Origin of the sequence: Kocuria atrinae C3-8 (assembly GCF_000286355.1) — a bacterium.
Lineage (GTDB): Bacteria > Actinomycetota > Actinomycetes > Actinomycetales > Micrococcaceae > Kocuria > Kocuria atrinae_A.
This window is the reverse complement of sequence record NZ_AJXN01000061.1, coordinates 26,199-41,498: the sequence shown is the minus strand read 5'-3', so window position 1 is coordinate 41,498 and position 15,300 is coordinate 26,199. Positions and strand designations below refer to the sequence as shown.

Sequence of the window (15,300 nt, the reverse complement as noted above, 5' to 3'; positions counted from 1 at the left end):
GGACCACAGAAGCAGGGCGGTGCACGTGCACCCGCCCTGCTTCTGTGGTCCGAGAAAAATCTAGCGCTGGCCGTTCTTGACCACCACGTGACCGGCCTCCGTGGAGAGCCTGAGCCACTGCCCGGTTTCTTCGGCGGCCACGGCCACCTCGAACTCGGAGGGCGGGATGAAGCCGAGCACGTCCAGGCCGAAGGCTGCGCCGTCCGGGATGTCGGGGACGTCCATGGGACCCCACCCGGAGCTCGCGCCCCAGATTTCCGAGCGCACCTTGGACACGAGTGCGGCCCCGGAATCGGTGGGAACGGCGTCGGCGACTTTTTGGATACCGGCGCGGGCGACGTCACGCACGTGGTGGGCGGACACGACGCCGCGTTTGGACCACCCTCCGCGCGGGCAACCATGCCCGCCCACGGCGCAGCAACCTCTTGCGGCGGCGCGCTGATGTGCACGGGTTCGCTCTGCAACGCGGGATCGGACCGCGAGAACCGGGCCAGGCGGTCGAGAATGGCCGATGCCGGGACCGTGAGATCAAGGTCCGTGGGATGCGCCAGGGACACCGCCCGCAGCCCAAGAACCACGGGTGAGGGGTCCAGAATGTTGGTCGGGTAAATCACCGGAACCACGTGGCCAGGGCATGGCCGAAGCCCTGCAGTCGCACGGCAGCGTTCGCGTCGAGGCTGCGGGCGCGGCTCAGCAGGGTGGCCAGGTCTGATGCTTCGGCGGGACCTGCCAGTGAAATACCGGGGGTTTGTGCGCCCCCAGGAGATGTCATCGTTCGTCGAGCTCCTTGACTTCGTCTGCCAGCGCGTCCAAGAGAGCCTTGTGATCGTCCGACAGCTTTTGGCTCTTGCCCGTCTCCGGGTCCATCAAGACCATCACGGATTCACCCTCCGCGTAAACAGTTGAGCCGTCCTCTTCTTGCAAGCGGTAAGAAATCGTAAAGGAAGATCCGCCCACCCGAGAGATCCACGTGCGCACGTACACGGGCTCGTGACGGTAGAACAGCTGTTCCTTGTAGTCGATGTTCTGGTGCACCACCACGGTGCGCGTGTCACCGATGGACTCGCGGAACGTGGTGTCTTCCGGGATGCCGTGGTCCGCGTCCGCCTTGATGGGTGAAGAGGTCAGACGCACGCGGGCGTCCTCGAAGAAGCGCACCATGATCACGTTGTTGATGTGACCGTAGGCGTCCATGTCCGAGAAACGCATTTGAATGGGGATGGTTACGGAAGTCATGTCCCCATCAGATCACATCCACCGCCGCACTAGAGTGGTGGTCATGAGTGTTGATCCCCAGAAGGAACCCGTGAAAGCCCTGCTCCAGATGTTGGACCTGGCGGACGGTGGAGGGGCCAGAACCCTCGAAGATATTTTCGTCGGTCAGACGATCACCAGCATGCGCAACCGGGTCTACGGCGGGCAAGTTCTGGCCCAGGCTTCGATGGCCGCGATCCGCACGGTTCCCGAGGACCGCGCCATCCACTCGATGCACGCGTACTTCTTGCGTCCCGGGGACGTGAACTTCCCGATCACCTTTGGCGTGGAGCGGGTTCGCGACGGGCGTTCGTTCTCCGCCCGACGAATCCACGCGTATCAGGACGGTAAGACGATCCTGTCGATGATCGCCTCGTTCCAGGCCCGGGCCGGCGGCCTGGACCATCAGGACGAGATACCGCAGGACGTGCCGGATCCCGAGACGCTTCCCACGCTGCGCGACCTGCTGGGCAGCATTGATCTGCCGGAGGCTCGGGCCACCGCGTTCGAGCGGCCCTTCGACATGCGTTACGTGACCGAGCCGCTGTTCTTGCCGTGGCGCGGCACCAACGAGGCGTACAACGCGGTGTGGATCAAGGCTCTCGCGCCCTTGCCCGACGATCCCAATATCCATCGCGCGGCGCTGGCCTACGCCTCGGACTACACGATGCTCGAACCCGTGCTGCGCCGTCACGGCAAATCCTGGGTCGAACCCGGCCTCAACGTGGCGTCTCTGGACCACGCGATGTGGTGGCACCGTGACGCCCGCGCGGACGAATGGATCCTCTACGTCCAGGCCTCCCCGAGCGCGTCCTCGGCTCGCGGTTTGGGCGTGGGCCGCATGTTCACCCAGGACGGCATGTTGATCGCCACGACCGCCCAGGAAGGCATGATGCGCCTTCCCGAGTTCCACTCGGAGTAGCAACGACGACGGCGCTCGCTCGCGTGAGCGGGCGCCGTCGTCGTTGGTGCCGGGCAGGGATTGTGTGCTCAGCGTGCGAGCCGCACGCCGCGGCGACTCACCGCGATCCCCAGGCCGGCGCAGGCCAGACCGACCGCGAGGCGACCCCGTAGTTGCTGTAGGCCGCGATGGTGAGCCCAGCCCACGCGCCCACGGTGCCACCGAGCATGCTGATGGAGGTCAGCAACGTGAAGTCACCGCCGGGATTCTCGGTGCGCGCCAGGCCGAGATTGACCGCATAGATACCCGTGTTCATGATCGTGTAGCCGGCCAGAACGCACGAGGTTCCCAGTACGCCGAAGGCCAGTTCCAACCCACCGCTCACGGGCCACAGTGTAGTGATGACCGGGATGAAACTGAGTCCGCCGATGAGCTGGATACCCGCACCCAGGAGCATGGTTGTGGCCCTACCCCAGCGGCGGCACATGCCCCCTCCCGCAAGGGCCGCGGCCAGCGCGGGCACCGAGGCCACCACGGAGGTGACCACACCGATTCGGGTCAGCGACCAGCCCGCATCCACGAGGGCTGGAGTGACCAGGGACCACAGTGCGCCGGACCCCAGGGCGATCAGGGGAACGGCCACGAGAGCCCAGGTGCGCGCACCCGGCTGGGACAGGACACCGAACATGTCCTTGAACGTGATCCGCGAGCTGGACCTCGGTGCGCGCGGCGGCTCCACATAGCGCGCCACCGTGGCCAGGGCAGCGCGGTGAAGAATACGAGGGTCAGGACTGCCGCGCGCCATCCCCACAGGTCGTACACGAGCAGCGCAAGGCCGCCGCCCACAAGGTTCCCAGATAACTGGCGGCAACTTGAATGCCCGCACCCTTGTCGTGCTGGACCGAATCCAGCCCCCGCACGGACAGCGCGTCCGCGGCAATGTCCTGGGTGGCGGAGAACAGCACGAAGGCACCGGCCAGAATCACCACGGTGCCCAGGCCCTGCACCGGATCGGTGACCAGGGCGAGCCCCAGCAGACTCAACACCATGAGCGACTGCAGGATCAGTAACCACGTGCGGTAGTGACCGGACGCCGCGCGCGGTGACCAGCGGTCCAGCAGCGGAGCCCAGAGGAATTTGAGGGGCCAAACCAGTCCGAGCAGTTGTAACAAGCCGAGCGTCGAGAGGTCCGCTCCCCCGTCGCGCAGGATGCCCGTCAATCCGGTGGACAGGAACGACGCCCCGATGAACTGGGTCGTGTACAGGGCCCACAGCAGGATCCAAAAACTCCGGTGTGCGGTCGAAGCGGGTGCCGTGCGGTCACCCAACTGAGCGGTGCTCATGCGTGCCTCCAATAGGCGGTAGCGCAAACATTGTTCTTGGGGAGCTCGAAGCGGGTTCGCAGAGTCGACGTCAGCTGGCGGTTCGCGGCCGCCTCGACCGCGATCCACACGCGGTCCCGTTCCGTGGGAGGCTCCTGCTCCCAGTGTTCGGAGAGAACTTCCGCAATTCCGGGACCGTTGTCGTCCCGGTGCACCCAGCGCACCCGGTGCTGTGGGCCGCTGGTGACGGGCAGCTCGTGATCCCTGGGATCCAGGTGTTCGAGCCACACCTCGGCCGATTGGTCGCCCAGGCGTTCGAGCATGGAATTGACCGCCGGCAGGCTCGCGGGGTCACCCACGATGATCGTGCGTCCCGGCCACGGTGCGTCCAGCGTCATGGCCGGAGCATCCGCGGTGGACGACGGCGCCGCGCGACGTCGAGCGCGCTTCTTCAGTTCCCACGGTGGCGCACTGCCGAGCAAGGACGCGCCGATGGTGTCACCGGCCACGCACGTGCGGGCCCAGTCCGAGGCCACACCCTCGTGCAGCGCGAATTCGAGCCAGAATTTACCCTCCGCCGGTTCCGGGTCCACGACCGTGAAGGCCCGTTGGTGCGAGCGGCCGTTGTCGTCGAACCACAACCGCAGCCACATGGTGGGAAACGGTGGCCAACGGGTGAGTAAGCCACCGTCGGCCACCTGGATCCGGACGTAGGTGCGACTGACGTGACGGCGGCGCAGGACGGTCAGTTCCGTCTCCGTTGAGCCCAGGGCTCGAATCACCAAATGCTCCCATTCGGGCATTCGTGGACTCCTTTAGTTCGTGTTCGACGGATCACACAAGCAATGTTAGGTTAGCCTCACCTACTCGGTATTAGAGCATAGTCGTATGCCCTAATTCATGTTTTTGACCCCTACGGGAAGACGCACTTTCATGAGCTCACCGTTGCTGAATGGCTCAACCGTCCCTCACCTCATGCGGGCCGTCACCACGGCCACCGCCGCCGGTGCCGCCCGGTTGGCCGCAGCCGACATCCCCCACAGTCCGGCCGACCATGACCAGCTGCGCAGCATGTTCGACCGGGTTGACCTCAACGAACACCTGCGCGATTTGGATTCCGCCATCGACGAGATCGACCGGTTGTGGTTGCGGCACGCCGTGTGGTTCCACCACCCCCAAACCATCGCCCACCTGAACTGTCCCGTGGCCCTTCCGGCCGTAGCTGCCGACGCACTGGCCGCAACCGTCAACACCTCGATGGATACGTGGGACCAGTCCAAGGGAGCAACGTTGATCGAACGAAAAATTCTGGCGTGGACCGCAGAGCAGATCGGATTCCCCCGCGGCGCGGACGGAATGTTCACCCCTGGCGGCACCACGTCCAATTTGCAGGCGCTCATGCTGGCCCGGGACGAATCGCTGGAGGCGAGCGGGCGGATTCCCGGAGCGGCTCCCCGCCCCGTCCGCGCGGCCCGGCTGCGGATCCTGGCGAGCGCCGAGAGTCACTTCTCGGTGGTCACGGCCGCGCGCATCCTGGGTCTCGACGACGACGCCGTGGTCACCGTTCCCGTCGACGCGGACGGACGCATGTGCGTTGCCGCGCTGAACGAGTTGGTTGACGGTCTCGAACAGCAAGGTCTCACTGCGCTGGCCGTGGTCGCCACGGCCGGTACGACGGACCGCGGTGTGGTGGATCCGCTCGAGGAGATTGCCGCGCTGTGCCGCACCCACAAGGTGTGGTTGCACGTGGACGGGGCCTACGGCGGAGGGTTGCTCGCCAGTACCCGTCATCGCGGAAAGCTTGCGGGCATCCAGCACGCGGATTCGGTGACCATCGACTTCCACAAGACGTGGTTCCAACCGGTGAGCTGCTCGGTGGTGATGGTTCGGGAGGGCCGTACGCTGCGGCACTGTACCCACCACGCGGCCTATCTCAACCCCGCGGACACCCCCGAACCCAATCAGGTGGACCGTTCGCTGCAGACCACGCGCCGCTTCGACGCGCTCAAGATCTGGCTCACCCTGCGCACCCTGGGTGCGGAGGTGATCGGGGACATGCTCGATCAGGTCATCGAATTGGCCCAGCAGGTCGCGGACACCTTGGAACAAGACCCGCGCTTCGAACTCGTGTGCCGTCCTTCATTGAGCACCGTGTTGTTCCGCTGGCTCCCATCGGACGGCACCCCGCCGGATGACCTGGTCCGGGCGATCAGGCGTCGGGTGTGGGAATCGGGCCACGCCACTATCGCCGAAACCGTGATCGAGGACCGCCCGTGCCTGAAGATCACGCTGCTCAATCCTGAGGCCACCCACGCGGACGTCATGAGCGTCATGACACTCATCCACCGCGCCGGCCAATCCCTGCCCGCACCCTCCGCCACCTACCGGGAGGCCGCGGTATGACTTCGCAGCATTGTCCTCCCGCCACACCGACTACGACGACTCACGGAGCGGAAGACGAACCGCTCGATCTGCTGTGCGTGGGCATCGGGCCGTTCGGCCTGGGTCTCGCGTGTCTCGCGGACCCACTCGACAACCTGTCGATCGCGTTCCTGGACCGGGCACCGGAGTTCAACTGGCACCCCGGTCTGCTCTTCGACCGAGCGACCCTGCAGGTTCCGTTCCTTGCCGACCTGGTCACCATGGCGGACCCCACTTCGCGGTTCTCGTTCTTGGCCTGGCTCAAGGAGACGGGCAAACTCTACCCGTTCTACGTGCGCGAATCCTTCTACCCATTGCGCCGCGAGTACAACGACTACTGCCGCTGGGCCACCCATAACGTGCGCGGACTGCACTGGGGCCAGAACGTCGTGGCCGCCACCCGATCTGCCACCGGGGACCCGTGGCGAGTGACTTCTGTTGGGCCGGACGGGTCCACCACGTGGTGGACTCGTCACCTGGTGATCGGCACCGGAACCAGTGCACGGTGCTTCCCAGCTCGACGGCGCCGGCCGGGCCGCCGTGCACGCCGGCGAGTACCTGACCCATCGCGAGCGCCTGGCCTCCGAGAACACGTGACCGTCGTGGGTTCGGGTCAGTCGGCGGCGGAGGTCGTGCTGGACCTTCTCAACACCGAGGACGGACCCGCGGTCGACTGGATCACTCGGTCTCCGCGTTTCTTCCCCATGGAGTACTCCAAGCTGAGCTTGGAACTCACCTCGCCCGAGTACCTGGATCATTTCCGCGCCCTGCCGGAGCAGACACGCGATCGTGTCAATGCCTGCCAACCACAACTGCACCGGGCATTTCCGACGAGACCATCAGTGAGTTGCACGAGGCGTTGTACGTGCGCCGCAACTCCGGTTCGCACGCTCCGGTTCGGTTGCTCGCCGCCACGGAACTGACCCGGTCACAATCCCACGATGGCAGAGTGCTGCTGTCCTGGCGGAACACCGAGAACGGCCACGAGCGGGAGACGATCACGGACGCCGTGGTGGCCGGCACCGGGTACGCCCCGTCCCCACTGCCGTGGTTGGACGAGGCGCGGGACCAGCTGTTCCTGGATTCTGCAGGTCGTATTTCGCCGGACCGCTACCACCGCGCCAGCGCGGACGGTACCGTGCACGTGCTCAACCACGGTGAACACACTCACGCTCTCACCGCTCCCGACCTGGGAATGGGGCCGCTGCGCAACGCCCACATCCTCAATCGCATCGTGGGCTCGGAGCAGTACCGGACCGAGGAGCGCACCACCTTCCAGAGCTTCGGGAGGCTCCCCCAAGCGCGACCCGTGCCGTGTCTGGACGGGGCGCCCGGTGCCGTCGGCAAGGGTGACGATATTCGGTTCACGACTGAGTGCCAGGGACGGCGCTTCGAGTTCCGGCATGTGGCCGTCAACCGTGACCTTCCGGTGCTGCATGACTGGTTGAGCCAGCCGCGCGCGGCCGCGTGGCACCTGGTGGGCGCATCGCAGCAAGCCGTGGCCACCGAGTATCGCCGCATGGCCGAAGACCCCTCGGAAACAGCGTGGTTGGTCCACGAAAATGGTCACCCGTTGGCGCTCGTAGAAACCTACGACCCGGCATGCAGTCCGTTGGCTGAGGTGTTCCCCGTGCGCGACGGGGACGCCGGACTGCACCTGTTCCTGGCACCCACCTCCGAACCGGTGAGTGGCACGACCGGCGCGGTCATGGCCGCCGCCCTGGACCTGCTGTGGGCGGACCCGGCGGTTCAGCGAGTGCTCGTGGAACCCGATGTACACAACCACGCGGTGCGAGCGGTCAACCGTAAAGCGGGATTCCGGGAGCTGGCGGACGTGGTCCTCCCGGACAAGACAGCGTGTCTGTCCGTGCTGGAACGGCCGCTTGCGTCCCAAAACTCTTGGCGCGACGTCGGCGGAGCGAACACCACGCGATGGGAACCCGCCGAGCAGCGGCCCGCCGTCCTTGACTCATCGATCTGAACCCGTCGTACTGACCTCGACACACCAAGGATTCTCATGACTTTCGATCACACAACCGACAGCATTACGTCACCTGTCGATCCATGGGTCACACCCACGGCCCCACCGGAACTCACCGCCGCGGCAACGGATGCTCTGCACCGAGCCGTGCTGGCCAAATTGTTCTCCGAATTCACCCACGAACGCATGCTCAACCCCCAACCCGATGGCGACGGCTGGTCTGTCAGCGATGACAGTGGGCGCATCCGGTGGTGGTTCAGGGCAACTCAACATCCCCTGAACCACTGGGAGGTTGAACCGGAATCGATTCGGCGGCTGCCCGCCGGTGAGAACCAGGACCCGCAGCAGGCCATCCTGGACCTGCGCAGCACGCTGGGTATCGCGGACGCCGTTCTTCCGCTGTACCTGGAGGATCTCTCGGCCACGATGCTCACGATGGCCCGCCGACGGGCCGGCCGAGCGCCGTCGTCGTGGGAACTGGCGCATAGCCCGCTGGCGGAGGTGGAGCGGTACCTGGACCGGGGACACCCAGGTTTCGTCGCCAGTTCCGGGCGCGTGGGCATGGGCGCGAACGAACAGGAGGCGTGGTCCCCAGAGGCTGCAAACCCCACGCGGCTCGTGTGGCTCGCGGCTCGTAAATCCTTGTGCACCGTGTCTCTGTCGAGCGAACTGACCGAGCGTGAACACCTCGATCTGCACCTGCTGCCGACCGAACGGGAACAGGTCGACCGCGCGGTGCGCGCCGCGGGTGAAAATCCCCGTGAGTACACGCCGATCCCCGTGCACCCGTGGCAGTGGGAACATCGCATCCTGCCGGGAATGCTTCCCGACGTATTGCGGCACGACCTGATCCTGGTCGGTCCGAGCGCGCACGGCTGGCGGGCCCAGCAATCGTTGCGCACGTTCCTGGACGTGGACGACCCCTCGCGGGACTACGCCAAGACCGCGCTGGGCGTACACAGCATGGGGTTTCTGAGGGGGCTCTCCCCTGCGTACATGCGCACCATGCCCGCGATCAGCGACTGGCTGCACGAGACCGTGACCTCGGACTCGTTTCTGGTGGAATCCGGGATCCGGGTGCTGCGAGAACGATCGTCGGTCGGGTGGACCGGGGACGCACATCACCGGTCCGGTGTTTCCTCCGATCACACGAAACAACTCGCGGCGCTGTGGCGGGAATCGCCAATTTCGCTGCTGCGCATCGACGAACACGCGGCCAGCCTGGCCGGGGTGCTGCACACCGATCCGTTCGGTGGCACGTTGATCGGGGCCTGGGTCGAACGTTCGGGGGCCTCCGCTCACGACTGGGTTCGAGCCCTCCTGAACGTGTACCTTGTGCCGGTCTCGCACCTGCTGCTGGCCCACGACATAGCACTCATGCCCCACGGCGAGAACGTTATTCTGCGGCTACGCAACGGATTCCCGGTCGGAGCGTTCTGGAAGGACCTGGGCGAGGAACTCGCCGTGCTCAGTGACCGCCCGGTGCCCGAGGAGCTTGAGCGGATTCGCACGGTGGTTCCGCCCGAGACGCGCGAGTTGTCTATTCATACGGACGTAGTCGACGGCGTGTTGCGTCACCTGGCCGTGCTCCTGGACGGCCACGGGCTGCTGCCCGAAGCCGAGTTCTGGTCACTGGCCGCGGAGGTCCTGGATGAGCACCGCGATCGTTTTCCCGGCCACTGGCGTGAGCTGGATTTGTTCCGAGACAGCTTTGTGCATTCGTGCCTCAACCGGTTGCAGTTACGCAATCCGCAGCACATGGTGGACCTCACGGATCCGGCCGGGTCATTGACCCTCGCGGGTCGTTTGGAGAACCCCTTGGCGCGCTACCGCACGGCCCGAGTGGGTGGCACCCCATGACACCAGAACTGTCAGGAGCCGGGTGGCGGGTGTTCCGCGACCCGGCCGGTGTGCCCCACGTCCAAGGTTCGGACCTCATGAGCTTGGCCACGGGCCACGGAGCGGTCACGGCGGTGGATCGGCCGTGGCAGCTGGAAGTGCTGCGGCGTCGGGCGGAAGGGCGATCGGCGGAACTGTTGGGCCCCGATCAGGTGGACGCCGATCACCTGTCCCTGGCCATGGAGGTCGAGCTCACGGCACTGCGGTGGTGGAAGGCCGCTGGCACGGAGGACCAGCAATTTCTCGCGGCCTACGCGGACGGGGTCAACGGCTCAATCGGATCCGCATGGGCCGAGTGCCCGGAAGCGCTCGAACTCGGGCTGGCCGATCTGGAACCGCGACCGTGGCAGCCGTGGACGCCCTGGCCGTGCACCTTGATGCGCATCTGCTGTCCGGTTCACTGCCGGAGCAGGTATGGCGGCACCGGGTACGAACCACGCTGGGTGACGAGTGGGTGGCCGTGCTCGATGCGGAAACTCCACGCGGTTCCGGTTCCAATGCCTGGCTCGTGCCCGCGGACCTCTCGGTGTCAGGAGCGCCGTTGATCGCCGCGGATCCCCACCGCGTGGTCGAGGAATCCGGACGTACCAGCGTGTGTTTCTCGGCTCCCGGTCTGCGGGTCCGCGGCTTGGCGCTCGTGGGACTGCCCGGTGTGCCGCATTTCGGACGCACCGAGTCCGCTGCCTGGGCGATCACCGCGGCCATGACCACCACCGAAACCTGTGTGAGGTGACGGTGCAACGCCGTGCCGGCGGGCTCGTCGCGGTGGATACCGGCGAGCCTTTGGATGAGCGCGCCGTCGATCTGAGGTCGGCGCATTGCGGTCCCCAGACGCGCTGGGTGCGCCGGTGTTCGGACGGGTTTGTGCTCCCCGGGGACGACGACGCCGAACAACGCCTCCTCGAACTGCCCGATGGCGAGTCCGCCCGGGTTCTCGTGGCCCGGCCCGCTCCACCGTGCGTACCCGAACGAGCCGTTTCTGCATGTCGGGAGCTATTGAGCGCGATATCCGTCGCGGACGTTGCGGCCGCGTGGCAGGGCTGGGTGGTCCCCGTCAACGATGTGATCGCCGCCGACCGCACCGGCGCGTGCCTACACACGGTCGCGGGCAGCTACCTGCCTGCGCCGTACGACGACGCCGCCGCGCCTGTGGGTGCCTTTGGTTCCGTTGGATCCCTGGAGCCCTCCGGGGCCACTCATGCACGTGGCTCTCGTCGCTCTCGTGGCGAGCATCTCGACCACGTCATGGTCAGGGCCAATCAGCGGCCGGCCGATGAGCACGAGTCCGCGGCGAGGCTCGGCTGCGCTCCCCCGCACCGAGCGCGACGGGCAACCCAGCTGCTCGAGCAAGCCATTGCGGAGCGTGGCGTCGTGAGCCACGAGGATCTGCTGGCCGCGCAAGTGGACACCCACCTGAGCACTTGGCCGGGGCTGTTGGCGCAGCTTTTGGGAGACCGGGGACCTGTCGCGAAGACTCTCCGCGACTGGTTATTGGCCTGGGACGGAGACATGTCCGCCGATTCCGAGGTCGCGGCGCTGTTTGCTCGGTGGCGTGATACCTTCGCCCGGGAACTGGCCGCCTCGGAGGTCCTCACACCGCTGCTTGCCTCCAGCCGACTGCCCGCCCTGTGGCAACCGTTCCTCGACCCGGTGGCTCGGGTGGGACTGGCGCTGGAGAGCATCGTGGTGCGCGGTCCAAGCGTTGGGCTGGATCCGCAGGGTGCGGCCGTCAGGACCTTGGACAGTGTGGCGGCCGAACACACCGAAGCAATGGACACCGCCGGTAGTCGCTCGGTTGAGAACCAGCCGAGTTGGGGTCTTTTGCACGCCTTCGCACCCCACCGTGCCCACCCGGACCTTCCACCCTTCACTGCTGTTCCGGTCGGTGGAGATACCGATTGTCTACTGTCCGCGGGAACCATCCCCGGCTGGGGTCCGGCGTGTGCCCGTGTCCCGGCGGCCAGGGTGTTGTGGGATCTGGCCGACCCGGCGGCGTCGTGGTGGATCACACCGGACCCCGTGGATCGCGGTTCACTCGGGGCCGCGCCGGTACTTCGCTGGGCCGCGGGCGAGATGGACCACGCCCTCCCCTGGGTTCCCGCCGGCGGACTCGAGCCGACCGATGCGCCTGGGCCTCGGAAGGTGTCGGACGGTCTCGCGGCGGTGGGGCGGCCTTCGTGCCCGTGGTCGGTTCCGCCCAGGATGTGAACGACGTGGTGAGCGGTCACCTCTCGCTGCGCCCGGTGGATGCCGCCCGAGACTGCGAATTGATCTACTCATGGGTCCATGAGGAACGTGCCCGGTTCTGGGGCATGAACGATCTCACGTTCGAGCAGGTCCGCGACCTCTACGCGTTCCTTTCCACCACGACCACGCACCACGCGTGGCTCATCGAACTCAACCAACGACCGCTCGGACTGTTCCAGACGTACGAACCGCACGCTGACATCACCGGTGCGTTCTACACGGTGGAGCCGGGAGATCTGGGAATTCACGTGCTCCTGGCGCCGGTCCGGAACCGGGTCCCCGGAATGACCGACGCGATCAGCGCACTGATCCAATGCGAAATCATCATGCAGGGCCGCACGCGCCGGATCGTGGCGGAACCCGATGCGTCCAACGACCTCGCGCTCGCGCGACTGCAGGCCACCGGATTCACCCTCGGCCCGGTCATCGACCTTCCCCACAAGACCGGGCGGCTCGCGTTCTTCACGCTGCCCTAGAACACCCGCAAGAATGACGACGCCGCCCCGGCACCTTTCGTGCGAAGTGCCGGGGCGGCGTCGTCGAACTGTTGCTCGCCCTTAGTCGCGGGTAAGGCGACGGTGGGTGAGGCGACGGGGACGTGCGGCCTCCGGGCCGAGACGCTCCATCTTGTTCTCCTCGTAGGATTCGAAGTTGCCCTCGAACCAGTACCAGTTGTCCGGGTTCTCCTCGGTACCTTCCCAGGCGAGGATGTGGGTGGCCACGCGGTCCAGGAACCAACGATCGTGAGAGACCACCACGGCGCAGCCGGGGAATTCCAGCAACGCGTTTTCGAGCGAACCGAGGGTTTCCACGTCCAGGTCGTTGGTGGGCTCATCCAGCAGCAACAGGTTGCCACCCTGCTTGAGGGTCAGCGCCAGGTTGAGGCGGTTACGCTCACCACCGGAGAGCACACCGGCCTTCTTCTGCTGATCCGGGCCCTTGAAGCCGAACGCGGAGACGTACGCGCGGGACGGCATTTCGACCTTGCCCACGTTGATGTAGTCCAGGCCGTCCGAGACGACCTCCCACAGAGTCTTCTCCGGGTCGAGGTTCTCGCGGTTCTGGTCCACGTAGGAAATCTGGACCGAGTCGCCCACCTTGAGCTCACCGCCGTCGAGCGGTTCGAGGCCCACGATGGTCTTGAACAGCGTGGACTTACCCACACCGTTGGGACCGATCACGCCCACGATGCCGTTACGGGGCAGCGAGAAGGACAGGTCCTTGATGAGCGAGCGATCGCCGAAGCCCTTCTGCAGCTTGTCGGCTTCGATGACCAGGTTGCCCAAGCGGGGTCCCGGCGGGATCTGAATCTCTTCGAAGTCCAACTTGCGGGTCTTCTCGGCTTCCGAGGCCATTTCCTCGTAGCGCGCCAGACGGGCCTTGGACTTGGCCTGACGGCCCTTGGCGTTGGAGCGCACCCACTCGAGTTCGTCCTTGAGGCGCTTGGCCTGCTTGGCGTCCTTCTTGCCCTGAACCTCCATGCGCTTGGCCTTGGTGTCCAGGTAGGTGGAGTAGTTGCCCTCGTAGGGGTACAGGCGACCGCGGTCGACCTCACAGATCCACTCGGCCACGTGATCGAGGAAGTACCGGTCGTGAGTCACGGCCAGAACGGCGCCGTGATACGCGGCCAGGTGCTGCTCGAGCCACAGCACGGACTCTGCGTCCAGGTGGTTAGTGGGCTCATCGAGGAGCAGCAGGTCCGGCTTCTGAAGCAGCAACTTGCACAGCGCGACACGACGACGCTCACCACCGGAGAGAACCTTGACGTCCGTCTCGGGCGGCGGGCAACGCAGCGCGTCCATGGCCTGCTCGAGCTGGGAGTCGAGATCCCACGCGTTCGCTGCGTCGATCTCTTCCTGCAGCTTGCCCATTTCTTCCATGAGCGCATCGAAGTCTGCATCGGGCTCAGCCATTTCGGCGGAGATCTCGTTGAAACGATCGAGCTTGCCCTTGATCTCGCCAACGCCTTCTTCGACGTTGCCCAGAACGGTCTTCTCTTCGTTCAGCGGCGGTTCCTGCAGCAGGATGCCCACGGAGTAGCCGGGGCTCAGCCGCGCCTCACCGTTGGAGGGCTGGTCGATACCAGCCATGATTTTCAGGATGGTCGATTTACCAGCACCGTTAGGACCCACAACGCCGATCTTGGCGCCGGGATAGAACGACATGGTGACATCGTCCAGAATGACTTTGTCGCCCACCTTCTTGCGGGCTTTGGACATGGTGTAAATGAATTCCGCCATACCCTCCAGGCTACCGCGCCCGCGCGCCTCTTCCAGCCACGTTCAGCTCCCAGCGCTCAGTTCCGCCGACGACGCCGCTCCGTTGCGTTACCGGGGTCACACATGGGCCCCGGTAACGCACGGTGGGACGTTGTGATCGATAGGTTCTCAGTCGCTGCCCACCCCCACCGGGGTGCGTTCCTCGGACTCGCAGTCCTCATCGGCGTGCTCGGCCACGTCCATTCCGTGGGTCAGGTCGCTCAAGGGAGTGAACGTGTCATCGGGATCAGATGCGATGATCTCCCGTGACCGTGCTCGTCCAGTCGCTCGTGGTCCTGCAGGCCGCCGATCTTGTTCCCGCTTTCGGCTGGCTCTGCGGAATCCTCGCTGCCACTCGGCGCGTTGAGCGGACGCTGACCCTGCCCGCCCGTCCGGGAGAAGTTGGCCGTGCCGAAGTTGAGGTCATGGCCGATGGCCGTGGCATCAACCTGGACCGTGGTGCGCGGGCCGTTGTCCGACATCCACTCCTGAATCTGCAGTTTTCCGGTCACGATGACCGGCTGCCCGCAGCGCACGCTGGTCATCACGTGCATCGCCAATCCGCGGAAGCACCGTACGGAATACCAATTGGTGCTGATATCCACCCAGGTGTTCTTGTCCGCGTCGAAACGACGCGTGGTGGTGGCGAGTCGGAAGCGTGCGGCAACGGTGCCGTCGTCGAACAGGTGCGATTCGGGATCTTTGCCGACGAATCCTCGGAGGGTGATGTGCTCGGGCATGGGATGCTCCTTCGTGTGAGCCATCCCCGCGGTTCGTGAAACGGCGAGGACGGAACCGGTGCCCCGAAATTCAGGGGTGCCTCAACCGTGCCTCTCGCGACGGACCCCCGACCCAGCAAACCCGTCAGATGTGGATGAGCGAGGCGGTGGAGCTCTTGGCCAGCGTCTGTGCAGTGACCGCGCCGAGGCCGAGACGCCGGGCCAGTTCCCGGTCACACCCCGACATGGTCCGCGCCGCCCTCAGACGTGAGGCACCTGCTCAACCGTTGCTACACTG

The 15,300-nt window shown here is 65.8% G+C and carries 15 protein-coding genes and 2 pseudogenes; 9 read left to right on the top strand and 8 right to left on the bottom strand.

The annotated features are described in order from the left end of the window. Window positions 1-60: 60 nt before the first annotated feature. The 3 genes from YO9_RS17520 to YO9_RS0107775 all read right to left on the bottom strand — a co-directional run bounded on the left by YO9_RS17520 (window position 61) and on the right by YO9_RS0107775 (window position 1,236). Window positions 61-363 (bottom strand): DUF8185 domain-containing protein, encoded by a 303-nt coding sequence (locus YO9_RS17520; protein ID WP_016996961.1) that lies wholly within the window; start codon window positions 361-363, stop codon window positions 61-63. Between the two features lie 247 nt (window positions 364-610). Then, entirely contained in the window at window positions 611-772 is a 162-nt protein-coding gene (locus YO9_RS17515; protein WP_016996960.1) for a DUF8010 domain-containing protein, read from the bottom strand. Next, on the bottom strand, window positions 769-1,236 hold the full coding sequence (locus YO9_RS0107775) for an acyl-CoA thioesterase (RefSeq protein WP_016996959.1): 468 nt from the start codon (window positions 1,234-1,236) through the stop codon (window positions 769-771). The genes YO9_RS17515 and YO9_RS0107775 overlap by 4 nt, the downstream gene beginning before the upstream one ends. 43 nt (window positions 1,237-1,279) lie before the next feature. On the opposite strand from YO9_RS0107775, the gene YO9_RS0107770 reads away from it, so the two are divergent. After that, complete coding sequence (locus YO9_RS0107770; RefSeq protein ID WP_031272879.1) at window positions 1,280-2,176, top strand: acyl-CoA thioesterase; 897 nt, start codon at window positions 1,280-1,282, stop codon at window positions 2,174-2,176. Window positions 2,177-2,273: 97 nt separating this feature from the next. Here YO9_RS0107770 and YO9_RS17510 read toward each other — a convergent pair whose 3' ends face one another. From YO9_RS17510 to YO9_RS0107760, 3 genes are read right to left on the bottom strand one after another with little or no spacing between them, the layout of a single operon-like run. After that, a complete protein-coding gene (locus YO9_RS17510; protein ID WP_223286272.1) occupies window positions 2,274-2,960 on the bottom strand; it encodes an MFS transporter in 687 nt (228 codons plus the stop codon). After that, entirely contained in the window at window positions 2,941-3,498 is a 558-nt protein-coding gene (locus YO9_RS17505; RefSeq protein WP_223286271.1) for an MFS transporter, read from the bottom strand. Before YO9_RS17505 ends, YO9_RS17510 begins: the two co-directional genes overlap by 20 nt. Further along, a complete protein-coding gene (locus YO9_RS0107760) occupies window positions 3,495-4,280 on the bottom strand; it encodes a siderophore-interacting protein (protein WP_016996957.1) in 786 nt (261 codons plus the stop codon). The genes YO9_RS17505 and YO9_RS0107760 overlap by 4 nt, the downstream gene beginning before the upstream one ends. Before the next feature lie 130 nt (window positions 4,281-4,410). On the opposite strand from YO9_RS0107760, the gene YO9_RS0107755 reads away from it, so the two are divergent. From YO9_RS0107755 to YO9_RS0107725, 8 genes and pseudogenes are all read left to right on the top strand, one after another. Further along, window positions 4,411-5,880 (top strand): pyridoxal phosphate-dependent decarboxylase family protein, encoded by a 1,470-nt coding sequence (locus YO9_RS0107755; protein WP_016996956.1) that lies wholly within the window; start codon window positions 4,411-4,413, stop codon window positions 5,878-5,880. Continuing rightward, window positions 5,877-6,871 (top strand): annotated as a pseudogene (locus YO9_RS0107750) (lysine N(6)-hydroxylase/L-ornithine N(5)-oxygenase family protein); the annotation flags it as partial. The gene YO9_RS0107755 and the pseudogene YO9_RS0107750, both read left to right, overlap by 4 nt. A gap of 222 nt (window positions 6,872-7,093) precedes the next feature. Next, window positions 7,094-7,879: a GNAT family N-acetyltransferase gene (locus tag YO9_RS0107745; RefSeq protein WP_223286273.1), complete on the top strand. Its 786-nt coding sequence runs from the start codon at window positions 7,094-7,096 to the stop codon at window positions 7,877-7,879. A gap of 36 nt (window positions 7,880-7,915) precedes the next feature. Next, entirely contained in the window at window positions 7,916-9,739 is a 1,824-nt protein-coding gene (locus YO9_RS0107740; protein ID WP_016996954.1) for an IucA/IucC family protein, read from the top strand. Next, window positions 9,736-10,074, top strand: a pseudogene (locus YO9_RS19830) (penicillin acylase family protein); the annotation flags it as partial. The gene YO9_RS0107740 and the pseudogene YO9_RS19830, both read left to right, overlap by 4 nt. A gap of 47 nt (window positions 10,075-10,121) precedes the next feature. Beyond that, window positions 10,122-10,511, top strand: a complete 390-nt coding sequence (locus YO9_RS19825; RefSeq protein WP_031272877.1) for a penicillin acylase family protein — start codon at window positions 10,122-10,124, stop codon at window positions 10,509-10,511. Window positions 10,512-10,513: 2 nt separating this feature from the next. After that, on the top strand, window positions 10,514-11,986 hold the full coding sequence (locus YO9_RS0107730) for a penicillin acylase family protein (protein WP_262925618.1): 1,473 nt from the start codon (window positions 10,514-10,516) through the stop codon (window positions 11,984-11,986). Then, window positions 11,956-12,501: a GNAT family N-acetyltransferase gene (locus tag YO9_RS0107725; RefSeq protein ID WP_016996952.1), complete on the top strand. Its 546-nt coding sequence runs from the start codon at window positions 11,956-11,958 to the stop codon at window positions 12,499-12,501. Before YO9_RS0107730 ends, YO9_RS0107725 begins: the two co-directional genes overlap by 31 nt. An 81-nt stretch (window positions 12,502-12,582) precedes the next feature. Here the strand turns inward: YO9_RS0107725 and ettA are convergent, their stop codons facing one another. Further along, window positions 12,583-14,265 carry an energy-dependent translational throttle protein EttA gene (ettA, locus tag YO9_RS0107720; protein WP_016996951.1) on the bottom strand — a complete coding sequence of 561 codons (1,683 nt, stop codon included), beginning with the start codon at window positions 14,263-14,265 and terminating at the stop codon, window positions 12,583-12,585. A 239-nt stretch (window positions 14,266-14,504) separates the two neighbouring features. Then, the gene (locus YO9_RS0107710) at window positions 14,505-15,023 is read right to left on the bottom strand and encodes a single-stranded DNA-binding protein (protein WP_016996949.1); all 519 of its coding nucleotides are present in this window, start codon (window positions 15,021-15,023) and stop codon (window positions 14,505-14,507) included. Window positions 15,024-15,300: the final 277 nt, after the last annotated feature.

What these genes read in the sequence shown, in the direction of transcription:
- YO9_RS0107710 (WP_016996949.1), bottom strand. Translation starts at nt 15,023, where the DNA reads ATGCCCGAGCACATCACCCTCCGAGGATTCGTCGGCAAAGATCCCGAA.
- YO9_RS17515 (WP_016996960.1), bottom strand. Translation starts at nt 772, where the DNA reads ATGACATCTCCTGGGGGCGCACAAACCCCCGGTATTTCACTGGCAGGT.
- YO9_RS0107760 (WP_016996957.1), bottom strand. Translation starts at nt 4,280, where the DNA reads ATGCCCGAATGGGAGCATTTGGTGATTCGAGCCCTGGGCTCAACGGAG.
- YO9_RS0107745 (WP_223286273.1), top strand. Translation starts at nt 7,094, where the DNA reads ATGGGGCCGCTGCGCAACGCCCACATCCTCAATCGCATCGTGGGCTCG.
- YO9_RS0107740 (WP_016996954.1), top strand. Translation starts at nt 7,916, where the DNA reads ATGACTTTCGATCACACAACCGACAGCATTACGTCACCTGTCGATCCA.
- ettA (WP_016996951.1), bottom strand. Translation starts at nt 14,265, where the DNA reads ATGGCGGAATTCATTTACACCATGTCCAAAGCCCGCAAGAAGGTGGGC.
- YO9_RS17510 (WP_223286272.1), bottom strand. Translation starts at nt 2,960, where the DNA reads ATGGCGCGCGGCAGTCCTGACCCTCGTATTCTTCACCGCGCTGCCCTG.
- YO9_RS0107755 (WP_016996956.1), top strand. Translation starts at nt 4,411, where the DNA reads ATGAGCTCACCGTTGCTGAATGGCTCAACCGTCCCTCACCTCATGCGG.
- YO9_RS17505 (WP_223286271.1), bottom strand. Translation starts at nt 3,498, where the DNA reads ATGAGCACCGCTCAGTTGGGTGACCGCACGGCACCCGCTTCGACCGCA.
- YO9_RS0107775 (WP_016996959.1), bottom strand. Translation starts at nt 1,236, where the DNA reads ATGACTTCCGTAACCATCCCCATTCAAATGCGTTTCTCGGACATGGAC.
- YO9_RS0107770 (WP_031272879.1), top strand. Translation starts at nt 1,280, where the DNA reads ATGAGTGTTGATCCCCAGAAGGAACCCGTGAAAGCCCTGCTCCAGATG.